13 protein-coding genes, 1 pseudogene and 1 riboswitch are annotated in these 15,499 nt (G+C 72.5%); of the genes and pseudogenes, 13 read left to right on the top strand and 1 reads right to left on the bottom strand.

Translation table 11 applies throughout. The features are described from left to right. Nucleotides 1-88 precede the first annotated feature (88 nt). The 11 genes from clsA to gcvP all read left to right on the top strand — a co-directional run bounded on the left by clsA (nt 89) and on the right by gcvP (nt 12,686). Nucleotides 89-697 carry a cardiolipin synthase ClsA gene (clsA, locus tag E1283_RS15800; protein ID WP_132818675.1) on the top strand — a complete coding sequence of 203 codons (609 nt, stop codon included), beginning with the start codon at nt 89-91 and terminating at the stop codon, nt 695-697. A 134-nt stretch (nt 698-831) separates the two neighbouring features. Further along, nucleotides 832-3,327 carry a mannose-1-phosphate guanyltransferase gene (locus tag E1283_RS15795; protein ID WP_132818674.1) on the top strand — a complete coding sequence of 832 codons (2,496 nt, stop codon included), beginning with the start codon at nt 832-834 and terminating at the stop codon, nt 3,325-3,327. A gap of 56 nt (nt 3,328-3,383) precedes the next feature. Then, nucleotides 3,384-4,310: a DUF881 domain-containing protein gene (locus tag E1283_RS15790; RefSeq protein ID WP_132818673.1), complete on the top strand. Its 927-nt coding sequence runs from the start codon at nt 3,384-3,386 to the stop codon at nt 4,308-4,310. 20 nt (nt 4,311-4,330) lie between these two features. Next, nucleotides 4,331-4,663, top strand: coding sequence for a small basic family protein (locus E1283_RS15785; RefSeq protein ID WP_132818672.1), 333 nt, complete (start codon nt 4,331-4,333; stop codon nt 4,661-4,663). Between the two features lie 5 nt (nt 4,664-4,668). Beyond that, a complete protein-coding gene (locus tag E1283_RS15780) occupies nt 4,669-5,496 on the top strand; it encodes a DUF881 domain-containing protein (protein WP_132818671.1) in 828 nt (275 codons plus the stop codon). A 158-nt stretch (nt 5,497-5,654) separates the two neighbouring features. Next, the gene (locus tag E1283_RS15775; RefSeq protein ID WP_132818670.1) at nt 5,655-6,359 is read left to right on the top strand and encodes an FHA domain-containing protein; all 705 of its coding nucleotides are present in this window, start codon (nt 5,655-5,657) and stop codon (nt 6,357-6,359) included. Nucleotides 6,360-6,435: 76 nt separating this feature from the next. Continuing rightward, nucleotides 6,436-6,906, top strand: a complete 471-nt coding sequence (locus E1283_RS15770) for a bifunctional nuclease family protein (RefSeq protein WP_132818669.1) — start codon at nt 6,436-6,438, stop codon at nt 6,904-6,906. A gap of 143 nt (nt 6,907-7,049) precedes the next feature. After that, nucleotides 7,050-7,649, top strand: a complete 600-nt coding sequence (locus E1283_RS15765; protein WP_132818668.1) for a MerR family transcriptional regulator — start codon at nt 7,050-7,052, stop codon at nt 7,647-7,649. Between the two features lie 46 nt (nt 7,650-7,695). Next, nucleotides 7,696-9,057 (top strand): DNA polymerase IV, encoded by a 1,362-nt coding sequence (locus E1283_RS15760; RefSeq protein WP_132818667.1) that lies wholly within the window; start codon nt 7,696-7,698, stop codon nt 9,055-9,057. A 35-nt stretch (nt 9,058-9,092) separates the two neighbouring features. Continuing rightward, on the top strand, nt 9,093-9,434 hold the full coding sequence (locus E1283_RS15755; RefSeq protein ID WP_132818666.1) for a PRC-barrel domain-containing protein: 342 nt from the start codon (nt 9,093-9,095) through the stop codon (nt 9,432-9,434). A gap of 73 nt (nt 9,435-9,507) precedes the next feature. Next, nucleotides 9,508-9,606: riboswitch (glycine riboswitch) on the top strand. A gap of 182 nt (nt 9,607-9,788) precedes the next feature. Next, complete coding sequence (gcvP, locus tag E1283_RS15750) at nt 9,789-12,686, top strand: aminomethyl-transferring glycine dehydrogenase (protein WP_132818665.1); 2,898 nt, start codon at nt 9,789-9,791, stop codon at nt 12,684-12,686. Nucleotides 12,687-12,781: 95 nt separating this feature from the next. Here gcvP and E1283_RS15745 read toward each other — a convergent pair whose 3' ends face one another. Next, complete coding sequence (locus E1283_RS15745) at nt 12,782-13,351, bottom strand: hypothetical protein (protein ID WP_132818664.1); 570 nt, start codon at nt 13,349-13,351, stop codon at nt 12,782-12,784. A gap of 270 nt (nt 13,352-13,621) precedes the next feature. Between E1283_RS15745 and E1283_RS15740 the strand changes: the two genes are divergently transcribed. Both E1283_RS15740 and E1283_RS15735 read left to right on the top strand, forming a co-directional pair. After that, nucleotides 13,622-15,115 carry a glutamate-cysteine ligase family protein gene (locus tag E1283_RS15740; protein WP_132818663.1) on the top strand — a complete coding sequence of 498 codons (1,494 nt, stop codon included), beginning with the start codon at nt 13,622-13,624 and terminating at the stop codon, nt 15,113-15,115. A 51-nt stretch (nt 15,116-15,166) separates the two neighbouring features. Continuing rightward, nucleotides 15,167-15,499, top strand: a pseudogene (locus E1283_RS15735) (hypothetical protein); the annotation flags it as partial.

Raw genomic sequence — 15,499 nt, 5'->3', positions numbered from 1 at the left:
CCCAACGCCCCTCCGCCCCCGCCGATCGCGGCGCCCGGTAGGGTTCTCCCGCACAGTAGGAGACACGGTGAACACGGGAGGCTTCCGGGTGGAGGTCCAGGAATCAGGCGTTCAGACCCACCGGATCCTCACCATCCCCAACATCCTGAGCATGGCTCGCCTGGCGGGCGTCCCCGTCTTCCTGTGGCTGGTGCTCTCGCCGGTCTTCGACGGCCCCAACCTCGACGGTTGGGCGCTGCTCGTGCTGGCGGCCAGTGGAGTGAGCGACTACCTCGACGGCAAGCTCGCCCGCCGCTGGAACCAGGTCAGCGCCCTCGGCCGCGTCCTCGACCCGGCCGCCGACCGGCTCTACATCCTCTCCACCCTGGTCGGCCTCACCTGGCGCGAGATCCTCCCGATCTGGCTGACCGCGCTGCTGCTCGCCCGCGAACTCATGTTGCTCGTCACAGTCTTCGTCCTGGACCGGCACGGATATGCCCCGCCGCAGGTCAACTACCTGGGCAAGGCCGCCACCTTCAATCTGATGTACGCCTTTCCCCTCTTGTTGCTCAGCGACGGAAGTAGCTGGGTGGCATCACTCGCTGCTATTTTCGGATGGGCGTTCGCCGGCTGGGGTACAGCGCTGTACTGGTGGGCAGGGATCCTCTACGTGGTCCAGGTCCGCCGCCTACTGAGGGCGGATGCCACGGCCGACTGAGCTCGCCCTGGCAGTGTCGCAGGGGCCTGGCGCCCGCACGTGCCGCTATTTCCGGGGAGCCACCCCGGGCCCGGGCCCCTCCAGACGGGCGCAGTCGGTATGACTGTCGACTCCCCAAGGAGGACACTTCCGATATGAAGGCCGTCGTAATGGCTGGTGGTGAAGGCACCCGGCTTCGCCCCATGACCGCGAGCATGCCGAAACCGCTGCTGCCCGTGGCCAACCGCCCGATCATGGAGCACGTGCTCCGGCTTCTTAAGCGTCACGGGCTCACCGAGACCGTGGTAACGGTGCAGTTCCTGGCTTCTCTCGTCAAGAACTACTTCGGGGACGGTGAGGAGCTCGGGATGGACCTCACCTACGCCCACGAAGAAAAGCCACTGGGTACGGCCGGAAGTGTGAAGAACGCCGAGGAGGCGCTCCGTAGCGACTCCTTCCTGGTGATCTCGGGTGACGCGCTCACCGACTTCGACCTCACCGATCTCATCCGTTTTCACCGTGAACGCGGTGCGCTCGTCACGGTATGCCTGACCCGAGTTCCCAACCCGCTGGAATTCGGCATCACCATCGTGGACGACGACGGCCGCGTCGAGCGGTTCCTGGAAAAGCCCACCTGGGGGCAGGTCTTCTCGGACACCGTCAACACCGGCATCTACGTGATGGAGCCCGAGGTTTTCGACTATGTCGACCCCGATATCCCGGTGGACTGGTCGGGCGACGTCTTCCCCAAGCTGATGAAGGAGGGCAAGCCCGTCTTCGGCTATGTCGCCGAGGGGTACTGGGAGGACGTCGGCACCCACGAGAGCTACGTGAAGGCCCAGGCCGACGTGCTCGAGGGAAAGGTCGAGGTCGAGATCGACGGCTTCGAGATCTCGCCAGGCGTGTGGATCGCCGAGGGGGCCGAGGTGCACGCCGACGCCAAACTCCGCGGCCCGCTCTACGTCGGCGACTACGCCAAGATCGAGGCCGGCGCCGAGATCCGCGAACACACCGTCATCGGCTCCAACGTGGTCGTCAAGGCCGACGCCTTCCTCCACCGGGCCGTCGTCCACGACAACGTCTACATCGGGCCCCAGACCAACCTGCGCGGCTGCGTCATCGGCAAGAACACCGACGTGATGCGCGCCGCCAGGATCGAGGACGGCGCCGTCATCGGCGACGAGTGTCTGGTCGGCGAGGAGTCGATCGTCCAGGGCAACGTCCGCGTCTACCCCTTCAAGACGATCGAGGCCGGCGCCTTCGTCAACACCTCGGTCATCTGGGAGGCCCGCGGGCAGGCCCAGCTCTTCGGCGCCCGCGGCGTCTCCGGGATCCTCAACGTCGAGATCACCCCCGAGCTCGCCGTCCGGCTGGCCAGTGCCTACGCGACCACCCTCAAGAAGGGCTCCACGGTCACCACGGCCCGCGACCACTCCCGGGGTGCCCGAGCGCTGAAGCGCGCCGTGATCTCCGCGCTCCAGGCCAGCGCCATCGACGTCCGCGACCTGGAGAACGTGCCGCTGCCCGTCGCCCGCCAGCAGACCGCGCGCGGCAGCGCGGGCGGCGTGATGATCCGCACCACCCCCGGGGTGCCCGACTCCGTCGACATCATGTTCTTCGACGAGCGCGGCGCCGACCTCTCGCAGGCCGGGCAGCGCAAGCTGGACCGCGTCTACGCCCGGCAGGAGTACCGCAGGGCCTTCCCCGGCGAGATCGGCGACCTGCGGTTCCCCGCCAGCGTGTTCGACGCGTACACCGGCTCGGTGATGCGCGAGGTGGACACCACGGGGGTCGCCGAGTCCGGGCTCAAGATCGTGGTCGACGCCGCCAACGGCAGCGCGGGCCTGGTCCTGCCGAGCCTGCTCGGGCGGCTCGGCGTCGACGCCCTCACCATCAACCCCGGCCTCAACGAGGCGCGTCCCACCGAGACCGCCGAGGCCAGGCGGGCCGGCCTGGTCAGGCTCGGCGAGATCGTCTCCTCGGCGCGCGCCGCCTTCGGCGTCCGCTTCGACCCGGTGGGCGAGCGGCTGTCCCTGGTGGACGAGCGCGGCCGGATCGTCGAGGACCAGCGCGCCCTGCTCGTCATGCTCGACCTGATCGCCGCCGAGCGGCGCAGCGGCCGGGTCGCGCTGCCGGTCACCACCACCCGGATCGCCGAGCAGGTGGCGGCTTACCACGGGACCCAGGTCGAGTGGACGACGACGTCCCCCGACGACCTCACCCGCGTCGCGCACAAGGAGGGATCGGTCTTCGGCGGCGACGGCCAGGGCGGCTTCATCGTCCCCGAGTTCTCCAGCGTGTTCGACGCCACCGCGGCCTTCGCCCGGCTGATCGGCCTGGTGGCCCGCACCCAGCTGTCGCTCAGTCAGATCGACGCCCGCATCCCGCGCGCCCACGTCCTCAAGCGCGACGTCATCACGCCCTGGGCCATCAAGGGCCTGGTGATGCGCCGCGTCGTGGAGGCCGCCGGCGACCGGTCGGTGGACACCACGGACGGTGTGCGGGTGGTCGAGCCGGACGGCCGGTGGGTCCTGGTGCTGCCGGACCCGGCGGAGGCCGTCACCCACCTGTGGGCCGAGGGCCCCGACGACGCCACCGCGTCGGAGCTGCTCGACGAGTGGTCGGTGATCGTGGACAGCGCCGAGCGCTGAGCCCGCCGGGCCCGTTCACGGGCCCGTTTCGATCTTCGCGGGCACGGCGTGCAATCATGCCCGCCATGCCATCCCAGGAGCCGGGCCCGCGCCGGCCGGGGGCGTCTCCCGGACGAGGTCGCCCGGGGGCGCGCCCCGACGCCTCCATGTCGCTGCTGACCGCGGCCATGGACCACTCGCTCGACGAGGGGTACGCCCAGGCGGCCGCCAGGCGCCGCGCGGCCGGCCGGGCCGGGCTGCCGGCCGGGTCGCGCGCCAGGCTCTGGCTGGCCGCCGGGCTGGCGCTCGCCGCCCTGGTGGTCACCCTGGGGGCCGCGCACGCCAGAGACGCCGCCCCCACGGTCGCCAGGGAGCGCGAGGAACTGCTGGAGCGGGTCGAGGCCGGGACCGACGACCTCGACCGGCTCCAGGACGACGTCGACGCGCTGCGCGCTGACGTGGCGGCGCGACAGCGCGCCGCGCTGCCCGACGACCACGCCGCCCGGGCCGACCTGGTGGCCCTGCTCGCCGGGGCCACCGCCGTGACCGGTCCCGGCCTCGAACTCACCGTCGACGACGCCGAGGGCACCGGCCAGGGGGCTCCCGGCACCCCGAGGGACGGCGGCTTCGGGGAGAGCGGCCGGGTCCGCGACCGGGACCTGCAACGGATCGTCAACGGCCTCTGGCAGGCCGGCGCCGAGGCGATCTCCGTCAACGACCAGCGGCTGACCGCGCTCTCCGCGATCCGCGCCGCCGGGGACGCGGTGCTGGTGGACAACCGGCCCCTCGTCCCGCCCTACACGCTGCGGGTCGTCGGCGGCGGCGAGGAGCTGGCCGCCGCCTTCGCCGCCACTCCGGAGGGCCGCTACCTCCAGCTTCTCGCCGACGACCACGGCATCGACTTCACCACCGAGGTCGGCGACGAGCTGCGGCTGCCCGCCGCCCCGAGCCTGACCATACGTTCGGCCAGTCCCGTGGGCGCGGCCGAGCCCACGACCGAGTAAACAGGAGAAGGTAACCCGTAGTGATCGCCGTTCTGGGGCTCGTCCTGGGAGTCGTGGCCGGAATACTCACCCGGCCCGTGGTGCCCACCGGCGTCGAGCCGTATCTGCCGATCGCCGTGGTCGCCGCGCTCGACGCGGTCTTCGGCGGGGTCCGGGCGATGCTCGACGGGATGTTCGACGACAAGGTCTTCGTGGTGTCGTTCCTGTCCAACGTCACGGTGGCCGCGCTGATCGTCTTCCTCGGGGACAAGCTGGGCGTGGGCGCCCAGCTCTCCACCGGCGTGGTGGTGGTCCTCGGCATCCGGATCTTCTCCAACACGGCCGCCATCCGCCGCCACGTCTTCCGGGCGTGACGCCGATGACCGACGGAACGCCGCACCGGCCGGCCGGCGCCCACGCGCGGCACGGCGGCCCCGCGCCGCACGACACCCACGAACGAGCGGAAACCGAGCCGGCCGTTCCCGAGCCGGCCGGCCCCAGGGCCCTGCTCGACGCGCTCTGGCCGCCCCGGGTCACCCGCAGCCAGCTGCTCGCCGCCGCGCTGCTGTTCGCCCTCGGCCTCGGTCTCGCGATCCAGGTGCGGGCCGCGAGCAGCGAGGAGACGGCGCTGCGCAACGCCCGCCCCGAGGACCTGGTCAGGATCCTCAGCGACCTGGACGACCGCACCGCACGCCTGGAGGACGAGCGGGCCAGGCTCGAGGAACAGCGCACCGACCTCGAGACCAGCTCGGACCAGGCCGAGGAGGCCCGCAGGCAGACCCGGGAACGGGAGAGCCAGCTGGGCGTCCTGGCCGGCACGGTGGCCGCCGAGGGGCCGGGGATCACGCTGCGCATCGGCGATCCTCGGGGGGCGGTGGAGGCGGATATGCTGCTGGACGCGGTGCAGGAACTGCGCGCCGCCGGCGCCGAGGCGATCCAGATCAACGACGTGCGGATCGTGGCCGACACCTCCTTCGTGGACGAGAACGGCGGGGTGCGCATCGACGGTCAGCCGGTCGGGGCGCCGTACCTGGTCTCGGCCATAGGCCGCCCGCAGGACCTGGAACCGGCGCTCAACATCCCCGGGGGAGTGGTGCAGTCCCTGGAGAACGAGGGGGTCGGCGTCATCGTGGACCGCCCGGAGACCGTGCTGGTTGGCGCCTTGCGATCGGCCGAGCAGCCTGACTACGCTCAGTCGTCACCGTGACCTGAGGCGGCGTCAGGGGGGCGGCGGCTCCGTGTGGCGCTCGGTGAGGGAAACTGGACGGAGGCCGTGGACGTTGTCACGACGTCCTGAGCGGCCGGTGATAGAAAATGGACCGCCCTGTCCACCGACGGGGCGGGCTACGCGCGAGGGGATCGCTGGTGAGTTTTTTCGCTCGTTTGTTCGGCAGGCGTAAGAGCGGCAGTCACAGTGCCGCACGCCCCCGCGCCCGCCAGCATGGCGACACGCCAGCGTCGGCGTCCGGCGCGGAACAGGGGCGCCCGTTGTTCCGTGACGAGGTCGGCGGGGCAGGCGGCATAGGTTCCCAGCCGGCCGCCGGCGGTTCGCCCTGTGGCCGCTGCGGCCACCGCAACCCCGTCACCAGCCGGTTCTGCTCCAACTGCGGCAACGCGCTGCGCGTCGGCCTCGAGGGCTCCTCCGAGACCACGTCCACGATCTCCATCTCCGGGCTCGAGGCCTACGAGGCGGAGATCACCGGCCAGCACCCCGCGCCCGCGCTCTCGGCCGAGGCCCAGGCCGCCGTCGACGCCCTGCCCGTCGGCTCCGCCCTGCTGATCGTCCGCCGCGGGCCCAACTCGGGCAGCCGCTTCCTGCTGGACGGCGACCTGACCACCGCCGGCCGTCACCCGCAGAGCGACATCTTCCTCGACGACGTCACGGTCTCCCGGCGGCACGTGGAGTTCCGTCGGACTCCCGACGGCGGGTTCACGGCCAGTGACGTCGGCAGCCTCAACGGCACCTACGTGAACCGCGAGCCCATCGACTCCGTGGTGCTCACCAACGGTGACGAGGTGCAGATCGGCAAGTACCGGCTGGTTTTCTTCGTTGGAAGGCACGGATTCTGACCGGCGAGGGGCGTGCGCCGGCCGCTTGGTGGTGCTCGACTATCCAAATGCCCCGGGCACGGCCTAGGGTTGCTGTGTGAATCAGCTCGACGTCGTGGGCGTGCGGGTGGAAATGCCCAACAACCAGCCCATCGTGCTTCTCCGTGAAGTCGGCGGTGATCGCTATCTCCCGATCTGGATCGGACCGGGAGAGGCGACCGCCATCGCGTTCGCCCAGCAGGGCATGACCCCTGCTCGGCCCCTGACGCACGACCTCTTCAAGAACGTGCTCGAGGCGGTGGGGCAGGAGCTCAGCGCGGTGCGGATCACCGATCTGCGCGACGGGGTTTTCTATGCCGAGCTCGTGTTCGCCAGCGGAGTCGAGGTCAGTGCCCGTCCCTCAGACGCGATAGCCCTCGCGCTGCGCGTCGGAACACCGATCTACGGCAGTGACGCCGTGCTCGACGACGCGGGGATCATCATCCCGGACGAGCAGGAGGACGAGGTGGAGAGGTTCCGCGAGTTCCTCGACCAGATCTCTCCTGAGGACTTCGGTACCAGCCAGTAGCGGCGCGTGGCGATCGTTGACGCGTAGCGGGTGGATGCCTAGCTTCGATGGGGCATGTCTTGGGAGGAGCGCTGTGTGCGTGCTCATCGTGACAGCCGGTGAGCGACGAGGGCACAGTCGGGGCATGCGGAACGGAGGCCGGCGTGACAGGTAACGGCGACAGCAGAGCGGTGGGTGGGGTGTCCGCCCTCCCCGGTGCGCCGCCGAGGCCCGGGCTTCGGCACTCGGTGGCCCCGCAGGGGCGGGCCGGGGCCGAGGAGCTCGGGTATCGCGGGCCCAGCGCCTGCGCCGCGGCGGGGATCACCTACCGCCAGCTCGACTACTGGGCCCGCACCGGCCTGGTACCGCCCAGCGTGCGCCCGGCGCACGGCTCGGGCAGCCAGCGGCTCTACAGCTTCCGGGACGTGCTCGTCCTCAAGATCGTCAAGCGCCTGCTGGACGCCGGGGTGTCGCTGCAGAGCATCAGGACCGCGGCCCAGGCGCTGCGCGCCGCCGACCTCGCCGAGCTGGCCGAGACGACCCTGATGAGCGACGGCGCGGCCGTCTACCGCTGCGCCTCGCCCGACGACCTGGCGGAGCTGCTGCGCGGCGGCCGGGGCGTCTTCGGCATCGCGGTCGGCGCCGTCTGGGCGGACGTGGAGAGCGCGCTCGCGCAGCTCCAGGCCGAGCGGGTGGACACCGGCGAGGCCGTGCCGGCCGAGCACCCGGGGGACGAACTCGCCCGCCGCCGCGGCCGCGGCTGAGGCGTCGGCCGGGCCACTGTCGGTGCCCTGCGGCACCATCGGAGCTGTGAGAGGCCAGCCCAGCATCCTGCACCTCGACATGGACGCCTTCTACGCCTCGGTGGAGCAGGCGGCCAAGCCGAGCCTGCGGGGCAAGCCGGTGATCGTGGGCGGCCTCGGCCCCCGCGGCGTCGTCGCCACCGCCTCCTACGAGGCCAGGCGCTTCGGGGTGCACTCGGCGATGCCGATGGGCCAGGCCCGCCGGCTGTCGCCGCACGCGGCCTTCCTGGTGCCGCGCTTCGCCGTCTACCGGGAGATCAGCGAGCGGGTCATGGCGCTGCTCGCCCGGCTCTCGCCGCTGGTCGAGCCGCTGAGCCTCGACGAGGCCTTCGTCGACCTCGCCGCCGGTCCCGATCCGCCGGCCTCCGCCGAGGCCGCGCGCCGCGTCGGCGAGGAACTGCGCGCCCGGATCCTGGCCGCCACCGCGCTGACCGGCTCCGTGGGGCTCGCCGGCTCCAAGATGCTCGCCAAGATCGCCTCCGAGCAGGCCAAGCCGGACGGGCTCAGGCTGATCGAGCCGGGCACCGAGCGCGCGCTGCTGGCCCCGATGCCGGTGCGGACCCTGCCCGGGGTCGGCCCGGCCACCGCCGAGACGCTGCGCCGGGCCGGGCTGAGCACCGTGGGGGAGGCCGCCGAGGCCGGCGAGGACGAGCTGCTGCGGCTGCTCGGCAGGGCGCACGGCCACGCGGTGTACGCGATGGCGCTCGCCCTCGACGACCGGGCGGTGGTGCCCGACCGGGACGCCAAGTCGATCTCCGTCGAGGACACCTTCGACACCGACGTCACCGACCGGGCCAGGGTCAGGTACGAGGTGGCCAGGCTCGCCGACCGCTGCGTCGAGCGGCTGCGCTCGGCCGGCCGCTCGGGCCGCACCGTGGTGCTGAAGGTCAGGCGGTACGACTTCACCACCCTGACCCGCTCCGAGACGCTGCGCGGGCCCACGGACGACCCGGCGGTGGTCGCCGAGGCCGCCGGGCGGCTGCTGGAGGGCGTGGACACCACGGCCGGCGTGCGGCTGCTCGGCGTCGGCGTCAGCGGCCTGGCCGACTTCACCCAGGAGGACCTGTTCGCGCAGGCCGTCCCGCACGAGCCGTCGCCCGCCGCGCCCGCGGCCGTCGCCACCGAGGCCACCCCAGAGCGCCGCTGGCTGCCCGGCCTCGACGTGACCCACAGCCGCTACGGCCCCGGCTGGATCCAGGGCAGCGGCGTCGGCCGCGTCACCGTCCGCTTCGAACACCCGGGCTCACCGCCCGGCCGTGCCCGAACGTTTCTCCTCGACGATCGGGAGCTGACCCACTCGGCGCCCCTCCCGCTGGTCCCCGACGCTCGCCGCTCGACTGGCCGGCCGCCGGATTGTGCTCTTTCGTAGGAGGTGGCACCGCCTCTTCGGCAGGGCGGCGAGCAGTGGGAGGAACCGTGCAGACCGACATCGACCCGCGTAGCCTGATCGGCCGCAAGGCGTTCGACCGCGAGGGCACCAAGATCGGCACCGTGGACGAGGTGTACCTCGACGACGCGACCGGCACCCCGGAGTGGGCCGCGGTGCGGACGGGCCTGTTCAGCCGCGACGCGTTCGTCCCCCTGGAACCGAGCGAGCTGGTGGAGGACACGCTGCGGGTGCCCTTCGAGCGCGCGCTGATCAGGGACGCGCCGGACTTCGGCGTCGGGCGCCACCTGTCGCCCGAACAGGAGTTGCAGCTCTACCACCACTACGGCCTCGACGTCCCTCAGGAGGACGGCGGCTAGGAGCCGGCACCGCCGGCAGGACGCACGGGACGCTCGGGGTGGGAAGTCCGCTGGTAGGCTCGAAGACGGTTGACGATCCCGCGCGGGAGAGTCCCGCCGCCCACCGGGTGGCGAGCGCCGAAGGAGCAAATCCTCCCCGGAATCTCTCAGGCCCATGTACCGCGCGAGTGAGACCACTCTGGAAAGCAGGGTGCGCCGCACGGCCACCCTCACCGACGGTGCAAGCCGTGGCCCTCCGGGCGCCGCGGTGAAGCTCTCAGGTCCGGACGACAGACCCGGATGACAGAGGGGGAGGCCGGTCGGGCAGCGCCGCCCGAGCCCCGAGGTCGCCGTGACCAGGAGGAGCCTCCACTCATGACCGTCCCCCGCACCCCGCTCACCGAACTTGAGCGTGGCACCCCGTTCGCCGCCCGGCACATCGGCCCGGACGCCGCCGCCCAGGCCAAGATGTTGGCCCAGGTCGGCTACGGCTCCCTGGACGAACTCACCGCCGCCGCCGTCCCCGAGGCGATCCGCAGCGCCGAGGCGCTGCGCCTGCCGGACGCGGCGAGCGAGTCCGAGGCGCTCGCCGAGCTCCGCGCGCTGGCCGGGCGCAACCAGGTGGCGCACTCGATGATCGGCCTCGGCTACCACGGCACCTTCACGCCGCCGGTCATCCTCCGCAACGTCCTGGAGAACCCGGCCTGGTACACGGCCTACACGCCCTACCAGCCGGAGATCTCGCAGGGGCGCCTCGAGGCGCTGCTCAACTTCCAGACCGTCGTCGCCGACCTCACCGGGCTGCCCACCGCCGGCGCCTCGCTGCTCGACGAGGGCACCGCGGCCGCCGAGGCGATGGCCCTGGCCCGCCGGGTCGGCAAGGTGCGGGACGGCGTCTTCCTGGTCGACGCCGACTGCCTGCCGCAGACCATCGAGGTCGTGCGCACCAGGGCCGAGCCCACGGGCGTCGAGGTCGTGGTCGCCGACCTCGACGCCGGGGTGCCGGCCGAGGTGGCCGAGCGCGGCGTGTTCGGCGTGCTGCTCCAGTACCCGGGCGCCTCCGGTGCCGTGCGCGACCACCGGGCGGTCATCGAGCGGGCGCACGAGCTCGGCGCGGTGGTCGCCGTCGCCGCCGACCTGCTCGCCCTCACCCTGCTCACCTCGCCCGGCGACCTGGGCGCCGACATCGCCGTCGGCTCCAGCCAGCGTTTCGGCGTCCCGATGGGCTTCGGCGGCCCGCACGCGGGCTACATGTCCGTCCGCGACGCCTACGCCCGCAGCCTGCCGGGCCGGCTGGTCGGCGTCTCCCGGGACGCCGAGGGCAGGCCCGCCTACCGGCTGGCACTGCAGACCAGGGAGCAGCACATCCGGCGGGAGAAGGCCACCAGCAACATCTGCACCGCCCAGGTGCTGCTGGCCGTGATGGCCGGCATGTACGCCGTCCACCACGGCCCCGACGGGCTGGCCGCCATCGCCCGCCGCACCCACCGCTACGCGGCGCTGCTGGCCGCCGGGCTGCGCGCGGGCGGCGTCGAGGTCGTCCACGACGCGTTCTTCGACACCGTCACCGCCCGGGTGCCCGGCCGGGCGGCCGAGATCGCCGAGGCCGCCCGCGCGGCCGGCGTCAACCTGCGCGAGACCGACGCCGACCACCTCGGCATCGCCTGCGACGAGACCACCGGGCGGGCCCAACTGGCGGCGGTCTGGGGTGCCTTCGGCCTGGACGCGGACGCCGCGCGGATCGAGGGGCTGGACGCCGAGACCCCGGACGCGCTGCCGGCCACGCTGCTGCGCGACGACGAGTACCTCACCCACCCGGTCTTCCACCGGCACCGCTCCGAGACCTCGATGCTGCGCTACCTGCGGCGGCTGGCCGACCGCGACTACGCCCTCGACCGCGGCATGATCCCGCTGGGTTCGTGCACCATGAAGCTCAACGCCACGGCGGAGATGGAGCCGATCACCTGGCCGGAGTTCGCCGGGCTGCACCCCTTCGCGCCCGCCGAGCAGGCCGAGGGCTTCCTCACCCTGATCCGCGAACTCGAGGACCGGCTGGCCGAGATCACCGGCTACGACCGGGTGTCCCTGCAACCCAACGCGGGCTCGCAGGGCGAGCTCGCCGGGCTGCTCGCGGTCCGCGCCTACCACCGCGCCAACGGCGAGCCCGGGCGCACCGTCTGCCTGATCCCCTCCTCGGCGCACGGCACCAACGCGGCGAGCGCCGTGATGGCCGGCATGCGCGTGGTGGTCGTCGCCACCGGCGAGAACGGCGACGTGGACGCGGTCGACCTGCGGGCCAAGATCGACCGGCACCGCGACGAGTTGGCCGTCCTGATGGTCACCTACCCCTCCACGCACGGGGTGTTCGAGGAGGACATCGCCGCCATCTGCGCCGCCGTGCACGAGGCCGGCGGGCAGGTCTACGTGGACGGCGCCAACCTCAACGCGCTGGTCGGCCTCGCCAGGCCGGGGCATTTCGGTGCCGACGTCTCCCACCTGAACCTGCACAAGACCTTCTGCATCCCGCACGGCGGCGGCGGCCCCGGCGTCGGTCCGGTCGCCGTCCGGGCCCACCTGGCGCCCTACCTTCCGGGCCACCCGCTGCAGCCGGCCGCCGGCCCCGAGGGCGGCGGCATCGGCCCGATCGCGGCGGCTCCCTGGGGATCGGCGGGCATCCTGCCCATCTCCTGGGCCTACCTGCGGCTGATGGGCGCCGACGGGCTGCGCCGCGCCACCCAGGTCGCGGTGCTCGGCGCGAACTACGTCGCCAAGCGCCTCGAACCGCACTACCCGGTGCTGTACACCGGCCCCGGCGGGCTGGTGGCGCACGAGTGCGTCATCGACGTCCGGCCGCTGACCAAGGCCACCGGCGTGACCGTCGACGACATCGCGAAGCGGCTGATCGACTACGGCTTCCACGCACCGACCATGTCGTTCCCGGTCGCGGGCACGCTGATGATCGAACCCACCGAGAGCGAGGACCTCCCCGAACTCGACCGGTTCTGCGAGGCGATGATCGCCATCCGCGCCGAGATCGACCGGGTCGGCACGGGGGAGTGGCCGAAGGACGACAACCCGCTGCGCAACGCCCCGCACACCGCGGAGCAGTTGACCGGCGACTGGCCGCACCCCTACTCGCGGGCCGAGGCGGCCTTCCCGGCCGACGGCGACCGGCAGGACAAGTACTGGCCGCCGGTGCGCCGCATCGACGGCGCCTTCGGCGACCGCAACCTGGTCTGCTCCTGCCCGCCGGTGGCCGACTACGCGGGCTGAGCCGGCCGCGTTCCGGCGCCCGGGGTGGCGGGCGATCCACCACCCCGGGCGCCGTCGTGTGTGTCTGCGGGCGGCGCGGGCCCGAGGCGCCGGCCCTAACTCGCCAGGCCGAGCGGGGCCACCCGGCTGGTCACGAGCGGCAGCAGCGCGTCGGTGCGTACCGGCCGGTCGGCGGCGATGCCGGGCGGCGCCGGCGCGAGCGGCACCAACAGGTCGTCGGGGAGCGGGTCGCCCGTGGTGGGGTCGGCGTCCAGGTCGGCGTGCAACCACAGCGTGAGCATGTACAGCTCGGGGATGGAGAGCAGCCGGGGCTGGTACGGCGTCGGCAGGGATTCGGCCAACCCGACTCCTCGTTCGGTCGAGGCGATGAACGGCCCCGCCAGGAAGTGGGAGAACTCCCAGCCGTCCGCCGTGAGCGCGGTCTCGGCCGCGCCCACGGCCCGGCCCTCGGCCTCGAGCAGGAAGCGCCAGCCCGTCAGCCGGGCCCGCGGGGGTTCGGCGAGCGAGCCGACCGGCGTCAACCGGTGCAGGGGGAGCGGAAGCACCAGGCGGGGGGTTTCCCCGACGAGGTGTGCTGGACGCGCTTTTCGCGTCGTGTCCTCGCGCAGCGCGGCGACGACAGTCTGTTCGGCCAAGGCCGGGGCCGAGGGGATACGCAGGGGCATGATGGGTCGCCTCTCGCTTTGGAGTAGGTCGCCTCTGGAATGGGAGACACGCCACTGCGAATTTTATACCCGGCGTGTTCACGCCATGTTTCGACTAGCCGCCCCCACGTGTTTCGGCAAGGAGAAATTCGGACGCCGCGGGATGTGCCCGGTCGGTGAATATTCCGGAGGAATATGCCGGGTCTGCCGCCCCGGGCTCCGCCGGCCCGGGTTCTCCCACCTGCCACGCTGGGCAGGATCGGGGCACCGCTCTACGGAGGAGGTGCCCCCATGGGGGAGAAGTTCGTGGCTGATCGCTTCGATCTGGCGGCCCGCCAGGAGTACCGCGCCCGGCTGCACGACTGCCTGACGGCGCTGGAGAGGCTGCTGCGCGAGGAGCGCTTCGACGGACCACGCGACCTGATCGGCCTCGAGGTCGAACTGTCCATGGCGGATTCCGGCGGCTCGCCGCGAATGGTGAACGACGAAGTGCTCGCCCGAATGGCCACCCGGGATTTCCAGTCGGAGCTAGGTCAATTCACTATAGAACTCAATATGCCACCGCGGCGCCTGTCCGGTCGGGTCTTCGACGATCTGGCCGAAGAACTGCGCATCGCCATTGGATACGCCGACCGAATGGCGGCCGAATTCGGTGCCGGCCTGGTGCTCACCGGGGTGCTGCCGACGATCACCCCGGAGGAGATGGCGCCCGGGACCCTGTCGCCCGGCGACCGCTACACGCTCCTCAACGACCAGATCCTCGCGGCCCGCGGCGAGGCCATCCACCTGGACATCACCGGTACCGAGACCCTCTCGCAGAGCTTCGACTCGATCGCCGCCGAGTCCGCCTGCACCTCCGTCCAGTTCCACCTCCAGGTCACCCCCGACCGGTTCGCCGACACCTGGAACGCGGCCCAGGTCACGGCCGCCGCGCAGATCGCGGTGGGCGCCAACTCCCCGTTCGTTTTCGGCCACGAGCTCTGGCAGGAGTCCCGACTCCAGCTCTTTCTCCAGGCCACCGACAGCCGGCCGCCCGAGATGGCCGCCCAGGGCGTGCGCCCGCGCGCGTGGTTCGGCGAGCGTTGGATCGACTCGGTGCTCGAGTTGTTCGAGGAGAACGTCCGCTACTATCCGGCGCTGCTGCCGCTCCGCGACGAGGAGGACCCGCTCTCCGTGGTCGAGGCCGGTGGTGTGCCCGCGCTCGGTGAGCTCGCCCTGCACAACGGCACGGTCTACCGCTGGAACCGGCCGGTCTACGCCGTCGTCGACGGCGTGCCGCACCTGCGGGTGGAGAACCGGGTGCTGTCCACCGGGCCCACCGTCACCGACACCGTGGCCAACGCCGCCTTCTACTACGGGCTGGTGCGGGCGCTGGCCGACCAGCCGGAGCCGGTGTGGCGCCGGCTGCCGTTCACCGTCGCCGCGGAGAACTTCCAGGCCGCCTGCCGGCACGGGATCGACGCCGAGTTCGGTTGGCCGGCCGAGGACGGCGGGGATCTCGTCAGGCTGCCCGCCCACCGGCTGACAGCCGAGCGGTTGCTGCCGCTCGCCGACCGGGGCCTGGAGGCCGCCGGCGTGGCGGCACCCGACCGCGACCACTACCTCTCCGTGATCGAGGGGCGGTGCCGGCGCCGGGTCACCGGGGCGGGCTGGCAGACTCGGACCTACCACCAACTGGTGGCCAGTGGAGCTGACCGGTCGACCGCCCTTCGCGAGCTCGTCCGGCGATACTGCGATCTGGCGCGGACGGACACCCCCGTGCACAGCTGGCCGGTCGTCGTCTGACCGGCCGGCGGCGGCCCGGACGGCGTCCGGCGTCGCCGGGCGGGAGGCGGAGTGGCGTTGAAGCCGGACGGCGAAGGGACGGCGCTCGGCGTGCCGCTCACCGGGGCCGGAGAGCACCCGCCGCGGCGGGTGCCGCGCGACGAACTGCTGCTGGTGCTCGGGCTGTCGCTCGGCGCCAGCGCGGTGAGCGCGCTGATCAGCTTCACCGGGGTGCTGACGCGCCCCGGCGGCCTCGGCGACCACGCGGCCAACCTCAACTCCTCCCGCGCCCCCGACCGGCCCTGGCTGGACCTGGCCTGGCAGCTGTTCGGGATCGCCACCGCGCTGGTGCCGGTGCTGCTGGTGGCCTACTTCCTCACCTGGGGGAGGGGTCTCGCCTGGGGG

Source organism: Streptomyces hainanensis (assembly GCF_004348415.1).
GTDB lineage: Bacteria > Actinomycetota > Actinomycetes > Streptomycetales > Streptomycetaceae > Streptomyces > Streptomyces hainanensis.
Note: the sequence above shows the minus strand (reverse complement) of the source record. Positions and strands in the feature narration are given on the sequence as shown.

Excerpts from the sequence above, each read along its gene's own strand:
- E1283_RS15745 (WP_132818664.1), bottom strand. The coding sequence starts at position 13,351 with ATGCCCCTGCGTATCCCCTCGGCCCCGGCCTTGGCCGAACAGACTGTC.
- E1283_RS15790 (WP_132818673.1), top strand. The coding sequence starts at position 3,384 with ATGCCCGCCATGCCATCCCAGGAGCCGGGCCCGCGCCGGCCGGGGGCG.
- E1283_RS15795 (WP_132818674.1), top strand. The coding sequence starts at position 832 with ATGAAGGCCGTCGTAATGGCTGGTGGTGAAGGCACCCGGCTTCGCCCC.
- gcvP (WP_132818665.1), top strand. The coding sequence starts at position 9,789 with ATGACCGTCCCCCGCACCCCGCTCACCGAACTTGAGCGTGGCACCCCG.
- E1283_RS15780 (WP_132818671.1), top strand. The coding sequence starts at position 4,669 with ATGACCGACGGAACGCCGCACCGGCCGGCCGGCGCCCACGCGCGGCAC.
- E1283_RS15740 (WP_132818663.1), top strand. The coding sequence starts at position 13,622 with ATGGGGGAGAAGTTCGTGGCTGATCGCTTCGATCTGGCGGCCCGCCAG.